We start from the raw sequence: 15,538 nt of genomic DNA on the forward strand, positions 1-15,538 counted from the left end.
GGGTGCGGGGGATGCTCCCGCCCCTTCGCCATGAGCCATTCTGCGTCTTTCGATTCCGTGGAGACCGCGATCCAGACCATCGCCGCCGGCGGAGTCGTGATTGTGACCGACGACGAAGGTCGTGAAAACGAGGGTGATCTCGTGTTGGCGGCCGAGAAGGCCACGCCGGAGCTGGTCAACCTGATGATCCGGCACGCCCGCGGACTCATCTGCGTGCCCATGACGGAGCCGCAGCTGAAGCGACTGGGCATCAATCCGATGGTGCAGCAGAACCGCGAGGCGCACCGCACGGCCTTCACCGTTTCGGTGGATGCGGCCGAGGGCATCACGACCGGCATCAGCGCGTTCGACCGCGCCCGCACGATCCAGCTCCTGGCCAACCCAGCCACGCGTTCCGATGAACTCGTGCAACCGGGACACATTTTTCCGCTGTGTGCCCGTCCCGGCGGCGTGTTGGAGCGCGCCGGCCACACCGAGGCGGCGGTGGACCTGGCGGCCCTGGCGGGACTCCGCCCGACGGCGGTCATCTGCGAGGTGTTGAACGAGGACGGCACCATGGCGCGGGTGCCCGAGTTGGTGGAGTTCAAGCACCGGCACAAGCTCCCGCTCATCTCCATCTCGGCGCTGATCGAATACCGCCACCGGCGCGAGCAGCTGGTCGAACGGGTGGCGCAGCGGCCGTTTTCCTCCGAGTATGGCGAGTTCACCCTGCACGTTTTCCGCAGCAAGGTGGACGGTCGCCATCACCTGGCGTTCACGATGGGCAAGCTCGACGGTTCGCCGACGCTGGTGCGCGTGCATACCGAGAACCTGCTCAGCGACGTGTTCCACGCCAACGGCCTCGGCAGCCACCGCTCGCTCGTCGCCTCGCTCCAGCGCGTGGCGCAAACCGGCCACGGCGCCATCGTTTACATGGAGCAGAACGGCCGCATGCAGGAGGCGCTGATCAACGCCGGCCCGTCGGGCACGCAGCCGAATCTCCGCGATTACGGCACCGGCGCGCAGATTCTCACGGCCCTTGGGTTGCGCAAGATCCGGCTCCTGCAACACGCCCCGAAGCGGGTGGTGGGCCTGGAAGGCTACGGTTTGGAAATCGTCGAGCAAGTGGCGGTCTGAACCCGGCGGATTTCGGATTGCGGATTGACCAATCGCCCCCGCCAATAGGCCCTTCCATGAGTCTCGATGCTCCCAGCAAACCGCAGGTCAGTGGTGCCGGCCTCCGCTTCGGCATCGCCGCGGCGCGTTTCAACGAGGATTTGGTGACGTCTCTCCTGAACCGGCTGCAAGCCTCCCTCCAGGCTTCGGGCGTGAAGGCGAAAGACCTCGTCGTGGTTCGCGTGCACGGCTCCCACGAGGTGCCCTGGGCGGCCGCCCGGCTGGCGGCGGGCCGCCGGTTCGACTGCGTGATTGCGCTCGGCGTGCTCATTGGCGGCGACACCAACCATCACGAGATGGTCGGGCAGAGCGTTTCCCATGCCCTGCAGCGCGTGGCCCTCGACAGCGGGGTGCCCGTGATCAACGGCGTCATCGTCACCGACACACCGGCCCAGGCGCGCGCCCGCTGCGCCGGACGCATCAACCGCGGGGCGGAGTTTGCCCACGCCGCGCTGGCCATGGCGGCGCTGAAGCGCAAACTCGGAGGAAAATCATGAGCAGCCAGTTCACCCAAAGGCGCGAATGCCGCGCCGCCGCGTTCCAGTATCTCTATGCGTGGAGCGTCAACCAGCCCGCCAACCTCGGCGCCGACCTGCAGCTGTTCTTCGAGCACCTTGAGCAGCCCCGCGACCACTACGCCTTCGCCGAGGAGCTGATCCACGGCACCCTTGAGCACGTGGCGGAGATCGACGGCCACATCCGCAGCCTCGCCCACAACTGGGAGTTCGACCGCGTCGCCCGCATCGATCTCGCCATCCTCCGGCTGGCGATGTTCGAGATGCTCTACCGCAAGGACATCCCGCCGGTCGTCTCGATCAACGAGGCCATTGATCTCAGCAAGCAGTTCTCCACGTCGGACTCGAAGCGCTTCATCAACGGCATCCTCGACCGGATGAAGGACAAGCTCGGACGCGACGCGCGCAAGCCGACCACGGAGTAACGGGCGCGCATGTTTTCGCTGCTCAAGAAGTTCAAGGACGGACTGACCAAGACCGTCGCGGCCATCGCGGCCAAGACCCACGGCCTGTTCGGCGGGCGCAAGATCGACGCCGCCTCGCTCGACGAATTGGAGGAGGCCCTCTACACGGCCGACTTCGGCGTCGAGACGACGACCGAGATCCTCGAGGAAATCAAGACCGCCTACAAAAAGGACCCGACGCTGCAGGGCCGTCAGGCGGCGGAGATCGGGGCGGCGGTGCTCCGCCGGGTGTTGGCCGGAGCAGAAGGCTGGTTGCAGCCGGGTGCCGGGCGTCCCGAGGTCATTGCGATGATCGGCGTGAACGGCTCGGGCAAGACGACCACCACCGCGAAGCTCGCGCACAAGTTCAAGGCCGAGAAACAAACCGTGATCGTTGCGGCCTGCGACACCTTCCGCGCCGCCGCGGTCGAGCAGCTCAAAAGCTGGGCCACCCGGCTCGACCTCGACATCGTGGCCAGCCACACCGGAGCCGATGCGGCGGCCGTGGCCTTTGACGCCTGGCAAGCCGCCAAGGCTCGCGGCAAGGACTGGCTCATTGTGGACACGGCCGGGCGGCTCCACACCAAGGACAACCTCATGGAGGAACTGGCGAAGATCCGCCGCGTGCTCCAGAAACACGATGCCGCTGCGCCGCAGCACCGTTGGCTCGTGGTGGACGGCAGCCTGGGCGCCAACTCCATCGAGCAGGCCAAGGTCTTTCACAAGAGTTTCGGGCTGACGGGCCTGATCGTCACCAAACTCGACGGCACCAGCCGCGGCGGGGCGATCGTGGGTATCTGGCGGCAATTGAAGATTCCGATCTACTTCATCGGCCTTGGGGAGCAGCCGGATGATTTGCAGCCTTTTTCGGCCGAGACCTACGCACGCGCCATCTTTGGATTGGAACAGTAGGCGATCTGGCGCGCTTAAATGGCGGATTGTCGCGTTGGGTGTATGACACCACGCAACTAGGTGGGCCTACGTGGCACCTAAAATTAGGTTGTTTTGCCTGAGGAGGGAAACGCCTCGTTACGATAGGTTTGCGTCCGAGATTTTCGTGCCCTGCAGAGGGTGCGAGAGGTGACCAAAGGGGCTCGCGTGCGCTTGACTGGCCCGTTGTGCGCGCGCGAGCCCTCATCCTTTTTAGGGTTAGCTGTGTTAGTGCGACAAAGACGCGGACGAGAGTCCGCGTCTTTTATTTGGCGGTGTAGCGATCAGTTGCGGCCCCGATGACGTGACGTTTCCCGTCTGGACCGACGGAAACCGGTTTGAAAGCCGCGAGCACAATGCCGACGAGATTCTCCGCCTGAACGGGCTCCATGTCATGGATGGAGTTGTTTAGACCCCGCGCGCGCCAGCCATCACGGGTCCGGGAAACAAGCACATGGGCGATGATCTTTCCCCGTTTGTTGCGATAGAGTACCGTCTGTCCCCGCTGGAGCTCCATGAAGGGCAGCTGGCGTAGGACGAGGATGGTGTCGGATTCGTAGAGCGGCTGCATCGATCGGCCGGTGCCCACGAGCACAAATGCGTCCGGGGTGGCTTCCGCGAGGGAAATGGCGCGCTGCCAGGCTTTCTCCTCGGTGGCGGGCACGGGGCGGGGCGACTCCCGTGTGTAGATGCCTCGGATCCAAGTCGTCGATTCCGCCTTCGCTGTTGTCCCGGTTGCGCTGAGCAGCAGCAAGCCGCACCAAGCAACGACTGACGCCGACCGGATCATGCTGACAAACTAAACTGATCTCAGACCAAAGCCAGTCAGCAAGGCTAGTGTTGATTGCCCACCATGGCCCGGGGTGGAATGCCCCGGGTGGGGCTTTACATTTGCAGGCGCACCCCGGCGTTTCGGATTTCCGAAAAGGCACGGTCACGCAATGAACCGGAATCAAAACTTCCGGCCCACAGGGTGGCGGCCGCCTGATCGCGAACCGCCCAATGGCGGATCACGGTCAGGATCGCGTTGTCCCGGTTGGCTCCGGGCGCGAACTGGGCCGTGGCCAGCCGGGCCGCTTCCGGCGGATCCTGTTGGGCACGCACATGCACGATGCGGATCAGCAGTTTGTCCCGAAGCGCACCGGCGGGCTGGGCCGTGGCCCAGTCCACGGCGTCCTGCGGAAATTCTTCGGCCCAGAGCTGGGCCATGCGTTCAAATCTGCCGTCGTCGAGACCGATGCGGAGCGATTGCGCGAGTTCAAGCGCCCCGGCGGGGTCGGTCTGGGCGACTTGGGTGGTGGCACTGAGCGCAGCCAGATCACGGTCGCCCTGATCGAGCAGGGAGGTCAGCCAGGTAAGCGTTCCGCCAATATCCGTTTCCGACCAGAGCCGGATGGTCCGCTCCAGCAGTTCATCGCGCATCGCGCCCTGTTCCCACGCGAGGGCCAGATGTCCGGCCGCCGAAGGGTCGGTGCGCACGAGTTCGGGCAGGAGTTGCTGCCAGGCGCGGTCGCGCTCCGTGGTGGAACCGGAGCGGAGCGCCGTCGTGATCTGGCCGACCAGGTCCGGGGTCGCATTGACGGTGAGGGGAGCGTCCACCGCCGCAACCACTGCGGGGGGCGTCATGATCGTCGCAGGGGTCGAAACAGCGTGGCCTCCGGTCACCTGCGCAACAGGTTCCTGAACACGTGGAGCGCGCATCGCCATCCAGCCGATTGCCAGCACGCCGCCCAGGAGCAGCAGCGATGTCAGCCGTTTTTTCATCGGATGAAGCTGGGAAAATTCGCGCGTAAGCTTGGGTTCGATGCTCAGCCGCACCGCCGGCGCAGCCGCAGCAGGGCGCAACCGGAAATCAAGGCGAGGAACCAGAGACTCGGCGCACCGCCACCCCCTCCGCCACCCCCACTTGATGGCGGCGGTGCCGGCGGAGGATTGGCCGACGTCGTGGTCGAGGCGGTTGCGCTGTAGTCGCCGTCGCCGGTGAGGTTGCTCGCGCGGACCCGGAAGTAATAGGTGGTTGAAGCCGTGAGGTCAGTGGCGCTGTAGGACGAAGCGTTGGCCGCGAGCGTGCCCGTGAGTTCGGTCCAGGGGCCGGTGCTCGCCGTCGCTCGCTCAACCTTGTAGGCGGTCTCGGTGGTGGCGTTGTCCGTCCAGGCGAGATTGATCTGCGTGGTGGAGGCGGCGGTGGCGGTCAGGCCACTGGGGGCGGCGGGCAAGGCAGGCAGGGTGCCGGTCACGTAGCCTTTCAGCCAGGTCATGGCGGTGCGCTCCGTGCCGTTGCTGTTGAGGATGCCGCTGCTGGTCATCCAGGTTTGGCCTTCGATGTAACCCCACAGGGTGACGCCCTTCACGGCGGCATGCTCCCAGATGACGGGGAAGAGCTCGCGGTATTTGGAAAACTGGTTGGCTTCGGAATAGCTCGTGCCGATGCCGCGGATGTCGAGCTCGGTGACGTAAACTTCGAGCCCGGTGGCGGCGTAGGCGTCGAGGCAGGTTTTCATCTGGGCCGCGTTCATGTGGTCGAGGTTGAAGGCGTGCGCCTGGATACCGATGCCGTCGATCAGACCGCGTTCCTTGAGCAGGTTGATGATCACGAGCATCTGGTTGCGGGCGGTCGCGTCGTTCTCGGTGCCATACTCGTTGATGTGCAATTTGGCGTTGGGAAACTTCTGGCGGGCGAGCTGGAACGAGGTGATGACCCAGTCCCAGCCGGTGGTGCCGTTGCCGCCGAGGGCGGCCTTGTAGTTGTCGGGCATCGGGGTCTTGGTTGGCTCGTTCACGACATCGATGGCCCAGACATCCGGGTAGCGGGCGGCGAGCGCATCCATCCAGGCCTCGATTTCCGTCCGGAGGTCGTTCGCCGAGACCGTACTGATCCAGCTCGGGTATTGGGAGCCCCAGACGAGGGTGTGGAGCTTGAACTTGAAGCCGTTCGCTTTGGCGTGGTTGTAGGCGGTGTCGAGTGCGGTCCAGTTCATCGTGTTGCGGGTGCCTTCGACGGAGCCCCACTTGCCGGCGTTCTCCGGCGTGATCTGGTTCCAGTAGGTGTTGTAATTCGCGGGCACGCTATTGGCCGTGATGTTGCCCAGGAATTTGCTTTTGCCGGTGGCCAGTTGGGCCTCTGAAACCTGCGGAAGCGCGGTGAGGAGGGCCAAGGCGGCGAGACGATGAAGGGAGTGGGGGGAGGTCATGGGGTGGGGCGTGGTGAGTGAACACGCCATCGTTGACCGTGCGGCCCGCATCAGACTCTTCAACGCCCCCTCCGCTCTTATACTAGAACAGAGCCGCGGTTCGCGGCCACCGTGGCTCAGAACTTGAAACTCGCGCTGACCTCGAGCACCGCCGACACGATCGCGTAGGCGATCAGGCCGACGAACGTGAACGCGAACAGGAGCACCGCGGTCGAGATGACGCTCGTCAGCGCCTGCAGGCGGCGGGTATGGCGGGCGGCGTAATTTTTCGAGATGTCGCGCAGGCAGGGCGCGAGCTTGCCGGTGCTCTCACCGACGGCGAGGCGGTCGAGCAGCAAATCGGGGAAGAAGCCGGTCTGGCCCAGGGCGGCGGAGAGGCTGGCGCCCTCGAGCACGCGGTCGGTGGCCTTGTGCAGTTCGGCCTGCAGCGTGCGATTGGCGACGGTGCGCTCGGTGAGGCGCAGGGCCTCGACGGTGGGAATGCCGTTTTCCAGCAGCACGGCGAGGATTTGCGTGAAGTTCAGGAGTGTCGTCTCCATCACGAAGCTGCGCACGAAGGCGATCTTCACGAGCCAGGCGTCGGACACGCGCCGGCCGGACTCGGACAGCCGCCAGCGCCACAGGGCGATGGCTCCTAGCAGAACGACCGGCAGCAGAAAGACACCGTAGCGCACCATGAACTGCGCGCCCGCGACCACGATCTGGGTCGAGAGCGGCAGCTTGCCGCCGAGCGACGCCAGCAGGCCCTGCAACCGGGGCAGCAGGAAGAAGACGAAGAACAGGATGACACCAAAGGCCAGAAAGCAGACGAACACCGGGTAAACCAGCGCGGTGGTGAGGCGCTGCCGCATCTCCTTCTGCTGGGTGAAGTGGTCGATCAGGCGCTGGATGACCTCGGTCAGGTTGCCGGTCGCCTCGGCGGCGCGCACCAGCGACACGGTCTGGCGGTTGAACACCGCCGGGATGACCTCCATCGCGGCCGACAGGGTGCGGCCCTCGCTGAGGCTGGTCCAGATGGTGGCACTGAGGGCGCGCAACTTCGGTTCCTTGAGCCGCAGGCTCAGCAGCCGCACGGCCTCGCCGGCGGAGAGGCCGCTGGCAGTGAGCTCATGCAAGGCCTGCAGGAAGGGCAGGAGCAGGGACTTGTTGAAGGCTGGCTTCTCGAGCACTTCCCCGATGAGGGAGGCGGCGCTCTTCGCCGGCTTGGCGCTGCCGCTTTCGTCGAGCCGCACCGGTTGCAAGCCGCGCGAGGCCAGCACGCGCAGCGCGTCGCGGCGGCTCGGGGCGTCGAGACTGGACTCGACCACCTGGCCGCCGGCATCGCGGGCGCTGTAGCGATACGTCGGCATGCCGCTCAGTGGTCGGAAACGGTGATGACGCGCAGCACCTCGTCGATCGTCGTGAGGCCGGAGCGGACCTTCTGCCAGCCGGACTGCTGCAGGGTGCGCATGCCGTGTTCGCGGGCGCACTTGGCCAGCGTGCGGGTGGACTCGCGCTTGATCACGAGGTCGTGCAGCTCGGGCACCGGTTCCAGAATTTCGAACAGGCCCACGCGGCCGCGGAAACCGGTCTGGCGGCAGCGGTCGCAGCCGACCGGGGCCAGCAGCTGGTTCACGCCATCGGCCTCGGCGTGGTCCAGGCCGAGAATGGAAAGCGAGTCGCGCAGCTTGGTCAGGTCAACCGGCGTCGGCTTGGCGCAGTGTTCGCACAGGCGGCGTACCAGGCGCTGTGCGATGACCAGTTCGACGGCGGAGGTGATCAGGAAGGGCTCGATGCCCATGTCGGTCAGGCGGGTGATGGCGCCGGGGGCGTCGTTGGTGTGGAGGGTAGAGAACACCAAGTGACCGGTGAGCGAGGCGCGGATGGCGATGTCGGCGGTCTCGCGGTCGCGCACCTCGCCGACCATGATGACGTCAGGATCCTGGCGCAGGATGTGGCGGAGCGCGCTGGCGAAGGTGAGGCCGATCTCCGGGCGCACCTGGATCTGGTTGGCGCCGGGCACCTCGTATTCGATCGGGTCTTCGACGGTAACGATGCGCAGGTCGGTCGAATTGATCTCGCGGAGAAATGCGTTCAGCGAGGTGGACTTGCCCGAGCCGGTCGGGCCGGTGACGAGGATGATGCCGTGCGGGAAACCGAGCACGCGGCGCACGGCGGCCTGTTCGCCGGCGTCCATGCCGAGCCGGTCCATCGTGTAGGCTTCGCGGCGCAGATTAAGGAGACGGAGGCTCACGCTCTCGGCGTAGATCGTCGGAATCGTGGACACGCGGATGTCGAGCGTGTTGCCGGCGGCGCGGAAGTTGATGCGGCCGTCCTGCGGCAGGCGCTTCTCGGAGATGTTGAGGCGTGCCATGATCTTGAGGCGCGAGATGATGGCGTCCTGATAACGGATGAGGTTTTCCGGGAGCGGCACGGGCACGAGCAGGCCGTCCACGCGGTAGCGGATGCGGAGCTGGCCCTCCTGCGGCTCGAAATGGATGTCGGTGGCGCCGTCCTCGATGGCCTGCGAGATGACTTCCGTGACAAAGCGCACGACGGCGGCCTCCTCGTCGGCCTCGTTGTCGGAGGCGAGACTGTTGACGGCCAGCTCGGGCAGGTCGTCGTCGTTTTCAAGGCTGCCGGCGCCGACGCCGTAGCACTCGACAATGAGCTGGTTGATGCGGTCGGTGGGGGCGAGGACCCAGCGCAACGGGCGCTGGGTGAAGGTCGCCAGCCAGTCGCGCACCACGTCATCCGCCGGCCAGGTCGTGGCGAGGGTCAGCACGCCGTTGGGTTCCGCCGCCAGGATCGGCACGATCAGGAAATCGCGGGTGAGCCGGGCAGGTAGCAGCGGGATGCCTTCCGGGTCGGGCTTCAGGTCGCGCTGCACGGGCAGGCCGGTGGCCGTGGCGAGGGCGTCGAGCGCGATGGGTTCATCGCCGCCCAGGGCTGTGGCGAGGGCGGTGAGCCGGCGGTCGCGGGGCGATTCGGCGAGGGTGCGGCGTTGGTCCTCGCTGAGCCGGGTCCGCAACGCGGCCGGCAGCATGTCGGTCTCGGCGGCCATGGCGCTCACGACTTGGGCGGGCTGAGGTCGAGGGCTTCCCGGACCTTTTCGCGCTGGGCCTTGGGGAATTTTTCCACCTGTTCGATGGCGGCGGCGCCGTCGGCGGAGGTGTTGGTCAGCACGGTCGGGCGCAGGAAAAACACGAGGTCGGTGCGGGCGTTCTCCCGGGTGCGGCTGCCGAAGAGGTCGCCGAGGATCGGGATGGGCCCGAGCCGGTTGGTGCGCTTGGTCTGGGAAGTGCGTTGCAGGCCGCCCACCACGATGATCTCGCCGCTGCGGGCGCTGACAAACGACTTGGTGTTGCGCTTGCCGACGCGGGGCTGCGGGTTGCCGTCGATCTCGATTTCACCGAGCACGTCGTCCACGTTCTGCTCAATCTCGAGCTGGACCGAGCCGTCGGTGCCGATGAGCGGCGTGACGATGAGCTCGATGCCGATTTCCTGCTGGCCCACCGTGCTGCGGTAGCCGCCGACGCCGCCGGCCGTCGTGGTGTTGTCGTTGATGTAGCTGCTGATGGTCGGGCGGGACTCGCCCACGAAGATCTCACCCTTGCGGTTATGGGTGGTCATGATGTTGGGCTGCGAAAGGATCACGGCGTTGGTCTTGCGCGGAGTGGTCGAGAGGCCGATGGCGGCCGTCAGGTCAGTGGTGCCGGCCGAGAAGGTGGCGTTGCTGATGTTGTAGCCGGCGCCGGCGGAACTAAAGCCCACGAGCTTGCCGTCGGTGACCTGAAGGCCGAGCTCGCTGATGCCGGAGCTGGCGTTGTCGTTGAGGGTGACCTCGGCGATGACGACCTCGATCCGCACCTGGGCGAGCAGCACGTCGATCTTGGTGACGAGCTCGTTGATGAGGCGCACGTCGTCCACCGTGCCCGAGACCACGATCGAGTTGCTGCGCTCCTCGGAGAGGATGGTGAGCAGCGAGCTGAACTGGTTGGAGGAACCGGCCTCGAGGCCCAGCGAGGAGAGATTGACGGTGTTGGCGGTGACGGCCACGGGGGCCGGGGTCGGCGCGGCCGGTGCCGGCTGCGCACCCGGCGCCTGCGCGGCGCCGGTGAGCGGGCGGGAGGCATCGGTGCCGGCGGAGCGGGCGGCGTTGTTCTGGCCGCTCACCAGCTGGCTGAGGATCTGGGCGACGTCCTTGGCGACCGCGTGCTTGAGGTAGATGACCTCGTTGCGGGTGTTCGGGTCGGATTTGACGTCGAGTTTGCCGATCAGCTCGTCAAAGAAACCGTGCTGGCGTGGGTCGGAGACGAGGATGATCTGGTTGGTGCGGTCGTCGGCGTTGAAGGTCGTCGCGGTGCCGATCTGGCTTTGCAGCGGACCGGAGAAGAGGGCGCGGATCTTGTTCACCACGTCGCTGGCCTTGGCGAAGGTGAGCGGGTAGAACTTCGGTTGGACGGAGGACAGGATCGGCTGGTCGAGCCGGGCGACGAGCGTCTCGATGCGCTGGAGGTTGCTGACGGAGTCGGTGATCAGGGCGGCGTTGGCCTTCTCGAAGACGATGGGGGCGCTGCCGCCGGCGGGATTGAGGAGGGCGGTCACCTGCGGCATGAACTCGCCGATGCGGAGGAAAGTCAGCTGGAAGAGCTTGCTGGCGATGCGGCCGCTGGGGGTGAGACCGAGGGTGGAACCCTCGATGAACTCGGGGGCCTCGGACTTGGCCAGGGCGAGCGGGGTGGCCTTCAGGAAGCGGGTGCCGAGCGGGGTGAGCGCGATGCCGTTGAGGTTGAGGAGGGTTTCGACGGCTTGGACGGCCTCGGCCTGGGTGACGCTCTCGCGCAGAGTCAGGGTGATCGTGGCGGCCGGCATCGTGTTCGGACGGAGCACGGTGCGGCCGGTCCAGCGCTCGATCAGCGCCAACACCTGGTCGATGCTCTCATCGCGCAGCATGATGGGGCCAACCATCGGGCCGGAAGTAGCCGCCGGGGCGGATGCGGGGCCGGGTTGGGCTTGGGAAAAGAGCGGGGTGAGCAGGCCACCAAGCAGCAACGCGGACAGGGAAAGGCGGAAGTGGGGTGATTTCATGGGTGCCCGGAGAGCCCGGGTGGAAGAGGGAGGAGGGACTTGGCCAAGGTCCGACACCTTGAAAGCGGCTCTGTGCCGTGTTGGCAAGCCGGGCCTCCAGCCGTCGGTCGTGTCCAAAAGACGGCAGCAGCCGGGGTTAGGTAACAATTTTGCCACCAAGGATGCCAACGGCTGCCCTGCTCCGGGACCCTCGACCCTTTCAGGGGGAGCGGACGCAGCGGAAGCCCAGATGGTTGCTGCCCGTGTCGGGCGCACCTTTGCCGCGGGTGCCCAGCATATAGCGGGTGCAGTAGAGGTCGGTGCAAAGGTAGGAACCGCCCCGCTGGACGCGTTTGGCGAGGCCCGGCTCCTGCGGGTCGAAACTGTCGGCCTGCGCGGGGCCGGCCGGATTGGTCACGGCGGAATCGGGGCGCGCCTGCTGCGCATAGGCGTCGGGCCGATACCAGTCGCTACACCATTCCCAGACATTGCCGGCGACGTCGTGCAGGCCGTAGCCGTTGGCGGGAAACGAGGCGACCGGGGCGGTGTCGGCGAAGCCGTCGGCCTTCGAGTTGGCGTGCGGGAATCCGCCTTCCCAGATGTTGGCCAGCCACCGGCCGCCCGGGGTGAGTTCGTTGCCCCACGGGTAGGCTTCGCCGGCCCGGCCGCCGCGGGCGGCGAATTCCCATTCCGCCTCGGTCGGCAGGCGCTTGCCGGCCCAGCGCGCGTAGGTTTCGGCGTCCTCGTGGGCGATGTGCACCACCGGATGATTTTCGCGACCTGCGAGATTGCTCTCCGGTCCGGTCGGGTGGCGCCAGTTGGCGCCGGGCACGTAGCTCCACCAGCGCAGGGCGTTCGTGAGCTGCACGGCGTGGTCGGGCGGGGTGAACACAACCGAGCCGGGAACGAGCTTGTCGCGCGGCACGCCCGGGAAATCCTCGGGGCGCAGCGGACGCTCCGCGACCGTCACATACCCGGTCGCCTCGACGAAGCGGGCGAACTCCGCGTTGGTTACCTCGGTGCGGTCCATCCAGAAGGCGTCCACGCGCACGCGGTGGATGGGGCGCGCATCGGTCATCGGCTCGTTGCCGCCGCAGAGATCGCCGCGCGGGTCCTTGCAGCCCATCGAAAATTCCCCGCCCGGAATCCACACCATGCCGGCCGGCGCATGGGCCGGGACCGGGCCGGTGTTTTCCTGCGTCGGGCCGAAGTCGCCAAACGCGTTGGCCGCCGCGAGGATGCACAGCACGTCCAGGCCTAAGGCTCGAATACGCATGGCCACAGTGCTCATGGAATCATCCTGCGCTGAAGGATCGCCGGGTTGGCAAGCACTCCGTTGCCGCCCGGCTAAGCGCTCATATTGTTGCCGCCCGGCTAAGCCGGAAGGGTGGGGTGGTTTTGCGGCGTGAAATCACGTGAGGCCAAAACTCCGCCATGACGACGGAAAATCACCGATTCACCCAAACGGGGAGAGTGCGTTGAAAATAGTCCGTGTCATTGGACCGTCCAGCATCATCGGGTATATCGAATCCCTCACGAACAGCAAAAAGGCCGCCCGAGCAGTGGGCGGCCTTTCAAATTGGGTGCAGGGGTTGGATTTGAACCAACGACCTTCAGGTTATGAGCCTGACGAGCTACCAGGCTGCTCCACCCTGCAACAAAGGGAGGTGCATAAGTGCGGACCGAGCCTGCCCCTGTCAACGGGTTTTTCTCAACTCGTGTAAGTTGCGAATCCGGCTGGCGCCGGCAACGGTTCCGGCTCACCTTCTTCGGACTTCTCGCCCCATGAGTTCCAAGCTCTCCATCAAGCGCACCAAGTTCGGCGGTCTGGCCGCCATGGAAATCCGCACCACCGAGCTCCGGCTGGTTGTCATTACCGCCAAGGGCCCGCGCATCGCGGTGCTGACCCGGGGCGACGGTCCCAACCTGCTCATGTGGGCGCCCGGAAAATACCTGCGGGGCAAATGGGACCTGATGGGTGGCCATCGCCTGTGGGTGGCGCGCCCCGGAGCCGACGAGGCCGAGGAAACTTACGCTACTGACAACCAGGCCTGCACCGTGGAGACCTTCGCGAAGGGCTTCACCGTCTCCGCCCCGGTTGATCCGATTCATCGCACGCAGCGGGGGGTGAAGTTTACCGTGCGCGCGGCCGACCGGATCGAGATCGAGCATTTTGTCACCAACCACAGTGACATGCTCTGGAGCGGCGGCCTGTGGGGACTGACGTGCACCCTTCCTATCGCCGGCACCACCTACCAGATGCCGCTCGGCGACGGCAGCTCCTGGGATTATGCGACGATGGTCGCCTTCCGCACCTGGGGCGGCGGGCACGGTGGCGCGGGTTTTGGCGACGACCAGTTCCGCCTCACGGATGATGCGCTCGTGCTGAATCCTGCGGGCCGTGAGAACAAACGGATGGTGAAGGCGGACCCTGGCATCGTCGCGATGCATGACCCTGCGCGGAAGGTGCTCTTTGCCATCCACGCGGCCTACCAGCCCGACGGCAACTACCCACTCGGCACCAACCTCGCGTTTTACGTCGGGCCCAAAAATTTCATGGTCGAGATGGAGACGATGAGTCCGCTCACCACACTCAAGCCCCAGCAGACCCTCAAGCACACCGAGACCTGGCTGCTGCGCGAGGCGAAGAACGCACCGACGGCAAAGACACTGAAGACGCTTTTCTGAAAAGCCAGAAACGGCTCAGGCGGCGGCGACGCCGGCCATGAGGCGCATGAGGGCGGCTTCGCTGAAGTCGGCGCGCTGTACTTCGCCGGCGAGGCGGCCTTCGCGCATCACGAGGATGCGGCGGCAGAGGCCGATGAGTTCGGGCAATTCGGAGGAGACGACCAGCAGGGCTTTGCCCTCGCAGGCGAGTTCGTCGAGCAGCTGGTAGATCTCGGCCTTGGCGCCGACGTCCACGCCGCGCGTGGGTTCGTCGATGAGCAGCACGTCGCAGGAGCGGGCGAGCCACTTGGCGAGGGCGATCTTCTGCTGGTTGCCGCCGCTGAGGCCGGCGGTGATGGATTCGAGCGAGGGCGCCTTCACGCGCAGGCGCTGCGTGTATTTCGCGGCGAGCGATCGCTCGTTGGCGCGGTGGATCCAACCGAGGCGGCTCAGCGCGGGCAGGGCGGCGAGGGCGGTGTTCTCGCGGCAGTTGAGTCCGAGCACGAGGCCCTGGCGCTTGCGGTCCTCGGGCACGAGGCCGACCCCGGCGGCGAGCGCGGCGTCCACGGAACCGAGCGGTAGCGGCTTGCCGTTGACGGTGACCTTGCCGCTGGCCTGCAGGTCGAGGCCGAACACGGCCTGCACGGTCTCGCTGCGGCCGGCGCCGACGATGCCGGCGAGGCCGACGATCTCGCCGGCGCGAACGCAAAGGTTGATGTCGGAAAATTGTCCGGGCGAGGAGAGGCCCTCGATGCGCAACCGCTCTGCGCCAGGTTCGCGGGCGAGGTGATTGGGCGTGGCGATGAGCAGCTCGCGACCGATCATCTGGGTGACGACGCGGTGCGGCGTGGTCTCGGCGATCTTCTCGGTGGCGACGTGTTTGCCGTCGCGCAGGACGGTGATGTTGTCGCAGAGCGCGAAGAGTTCCTCAAGGCGGTGCGAGACATAGATGAGGGTGATGCCGCGGGATTTCAGCTCGCGCACGAGCTTGAAGAGGTCGGCGGTCTCGGCGGCGGAGAGGGAGCTGGTGGGCTCGTCCATGACGATGACCTTGGCGCCGGTGCCCACGGCGGCGGCGATCTGGACGAGTTGTTCGCGGCCGGTGGAGAGCGTGCCGATGATGGCGTCGGGATCAATGTCGGCCCCGATGGTGGCGAGCATGGCACGCGCGTGGGCCCGCAGCTCGCCGCGCTGGACGAAACCCGCGCGGCGGGGCAGGTCGCCGAGGCAGAGGTTCTCGGCGACGCTCAGGTTGGGGCAGAACGCGAGTTCCTGGTGAACCATCGCAATGCCGAGTTCCCGCGCGGTAAGCGGATCGGTCGGGTGGATGACCTTGCCTTCGAGGCGGATCTCGCCGCCGTCAGCGGTGTGCACGCCGGCGAGGATCTTGCCGAGCGTGCTCTTGCCCGCGCCGTTCTCGCCGATGAGGGCGTGGCAGGTGCCGCGCTCGACAGCGAAGCCAACCCCGTCGAGTGCGAGCACGCCGGGGAAGCGCTTGGTGATCCCGCTGAAAGTCAGGAAGGACATCAGCGGGATGGTTGAAGTTTAAGTTGAGAGTTTAAGTTCACGGAGCGGCGCGGTTGGTCTT

At 66.2% G+C, this 15,538-nt stretch carries 13 protein-coding genes and 1 tRNA gene; 5 read left to right on the forward strand and 9 right to left on the reverse strand.

Features of this window, described 5'->3' with window-relative positions:
• The first annotated feature begins 30 nt into the window (after window positions 1-30).
• From ribB to ftsY, 4 genes are read left to right on the forward strand one after another with little or no spacing between them, the layout of a single operon-like run.
• A complete protein-coding gene (ribB, locus tag ESB00_RS04035; RefSeq protein WP_129046445.1) occupies window positions 31-1,116 on the forward strand; it encodes a 3,4-dihydroxy-2-butanone-4-phosphate synthase in 1,086 nt (361 codons plus the stop codon).
• Between the two features lie 56 nt (window positions 1,117-1,172).
• Window positions 1,173-1,652 (forward strand): 6,7-dimethyl-8-ribityllumazine synthase, encoded by a 480-nt coding sequence (ribH, locus tag ESB00_RS04040; RefSeq protein WP_129046446.1) that lies wholly within the window; start codon window positions 1,173-1,175, stop codon window positions 1,650-1,652.
• A complete protein-coding gene (gene nusB / locus ESB00_RS04045; RefSeq protein WP_246026401.1) occupies window positions 1,649-2,095 on the forward strand; it encodes a transcription antitermination factor NusB in 447 nt (148 codons plus the stop codon). The genes ribH and nusB overlap by 4 nt, the downstream gene beginning before the upstream one ends.
• 9 nt (window positions 2,096-2,104) lie before the next feature.
• On the forward strand, window positions 2,105-3,025 hold the full coding sequence (ftsY, locus tag ESB00_RS04050) for a signal recognition particle-docking protein FtsY (RefSeq protein WP_129046448.1): 921 nt from the start codon (window positions 2,105-2,107) through the stop codon (window positions 3,023-3,025).
• Between the two features lie 283 nt (window positions 3,026-3,308).
• Here ftsY and ESB00_RS04055 read toward each other — a convergent pair whose 3' ends face one another.
• The 8 genes from ESB00_RS04055 to ESB00_RS04090 form a co-directional block, all read right to left on the reverse strand.
• Window positions 3,309-3,707 carry a S24/S26 family peptidase gene (locus ESB00_RS04055; RefSeq protein WP_129046449.1) on the reverse strand — a complete coding sequence of 133 codons (399 nt, stop codon included), beginning with the start codon at window positions 3,705-3,707 and terminating at the stop codon, window positions 3,309-3,311.
• A 221-nt stretch (window positions 3,708-3,928) separates the two neighbouring features.
• Window positions 3,929-4,861 (reverse strand): hypothetical protein, encoded by a 933-nt coding sequence (locus ESB00_RS04060; protein WP_129046450.1) that lies wholly within the window; start codon window positions 4,859-4,861, stop codon window positions 3,929-3,931.
• Window positions 4,852-6,234, reverse strand: coding sequence for an endo-1,4-beta-xylanase (locus tag ESB00_RS04065; protein WP_129046451.1), 1,383 nt, complete (start codon window positions 6,232-6,234; stop codon window positions 4,852-4,854). The genes ESB00_RS04060 and ESB00_RS04065 overlap by 10 nt, the downstream gene beginning before the upstream one ends.
• Window positions 6,235-6,350: 116 nt before the next feature.
• Complete coding sequence (locus tag ESB00_RS04070) at window positions 6,351-7,583, reverse strand: type II secretion system F family protein (protein ID WP_129046452.1); 1,233 nt, start codon at window positions 7,581-7,583, stop codon at window positions 6,351-6,353.
• A gap of 5 nt (window positions 7,584-7,588) precedes the next feature.
• Window positions 7,589-9,277: a GspE/PulE family protein gene (locus ESB00_RS04075; protein WP_218938754.1), complete on the reverse strand. Its 1,689-nt coding sequence runs from the start codon at window positions 9,275-9,277 to the stop codon at window positions 7,589-7,591.
• Window positions 9,278-9,282: 5 nt separating this feature from the next.
• The gene (locus ESB00_RS04080; RefSeq protein ID WP_129046453.1) at window positions 9,283-11,304 is read right to left on the reverse strand and encodes a secretin N-terminal domain-containing protein; all 2,022 of its coding nucleotides are present in this window, start codon (window positions 11,302-11,304) and stop codon (window positions 9,283-9,285) included.
• A 199-nt stretch (window positions 11,305-11,503) separates the two neighbouring features.
• On the reverse strand, window positions 11,504-12,574 hold the full coding sequence (locus ESB00_RS04085; protein ID WP_129046454.1) for a formylglycine-generating enzyme family protein: 1,071 nt from the start codon (window positions 12,572-12,574) through the stop codon (window positions 11,504-11,506).
• Between the two features lie 289 nt (window positions 12,575-12,863).
• Window positions 12,864-12,940: transfer RNA gene (locus tag ESB00_RS04090), tRNA-Met, on the reverse strand.
• A gap of 128 nt (window positions 12,941-13,068) precedes the next feature.
• Between ESB00_RS04090 and ESB00_RS04095 the strand changes: the two genes are divergently transcribed.
• On the forward strand, window positions 13,069-13,971 hold the full coding sequence (locus ESB00_RS04095) for a hypothetical protein (RefSeq protein ID WP_129046455.1): 903 nt from the start codon (window positions 13,069-13,071) through the stop codon (window positions 13,969-13,971).
• Window positions 13,972-13,986: 15 nt separating this feature from the next.
• On the opposite strand, the gene ESB00_RS04100 is transcribed toward ESB00_RS04095, so the two are convergent.
• Window positions 13,987-15,477, reverse strand: a complete 1,491-nt coding sequence (locus ESB00_RS04100) for a sugar ABC transporter ATP-binding protein (protein ID WP_129046456.1) — start codon at window positions 15,475-15,477, stop codon at window positions 13,987-13,989.
• Window positions 15,478-15,538 lie beyond the last annotated feature (61 nt).

The sequence above is a fragment of the Oleiharenicola lentus genome (assembly GCF_004118375.1).
Lineage (GTDB): Bacteria > Verrucomicrobiota > Verrucomicrobiia > Opitutales > Opitutaceae > Lacunisphaera > Lacunisphaera lenta.

Bases quoted from the DNA above. Each gene is read 5' to 3' on its own strand.
- ribB (WP_129046445.1), top strand. From the start codon at position 31: ATGAGCCATTCTGCGTCTTTCGATTCCGTGGAGACCGCGATCCAGACC.
- ribH (WP_129046446.1), top strand. From the start codon at position 1,173: ATGAGTCTCGATGCTCCCAGCAAACCGCAGGTCAGTGGTGCCGGCCTC.
- nusB (WP_246026401.1), top strand. From the start codon at position 1,649: ATGAGCAGCCAGTTCACCCAAAGGCGCGAATGCCGCGCCGCCGCGTTC.
- ftsY (WP_129046448.1), top strand. From the start codon at position 2,105: ATGTTTTCGCTGCTCAAGAAGTTCAAGGACGGACTGACCAAGACCGTC.
- ESB00_RS04065 (WP_129046451.1), bottom strand. From the start codon at position 6,234: ATGACCTCCCCCCACTCCCTTCATCGTCTCGCCGCCTTGGCCCTCCTC.
- ESB00_RS04070 (WP_129046452.1), bottom strand. From the start codon at position 7,583: ATGCCGACGTATCGCTACAGCGCCCGCGATGCCGGCGGCCAGGTGGTC.
- ESB00_RS04075 (WP_218938754.1), bottom strand. From the start codon at position 9,277: ATGGCCGCCGAGACCGACATGCTGCCGGCCGCGTTGCGGACCCGGCTC.
- ESB00_RS04080 (WP_129046453.1), bottom strand. From the start codon at position 11,304: ATGAAATCACCCCACTTCCGCCTTTCCCTGTCCGCGTTGCTGCTTGGT.
- ESB00_RS04085 (WP_129046454.1), bottom strand. From the start codon at position 12,574: ATGAGCACTGTGGCCATGCGTATTCGAGCCTTAGGCCTGGACGTGCTG.
- ESB00_RS04095 (WP_129046455.1), top strand. From the start codon at position 13,069: ATGAGTTCCAAGCTCTCCATCAAGCGCACCAAGTTCGGCGGTCTGGCC.
- ESB00_RS04100 (WP_129046456.1), bottom strand. From the start codon at position 15,477: ATGTCCTTCCTGACTTTCAGCGGGATCACCAAGCGCTTCCCCGGCGTG.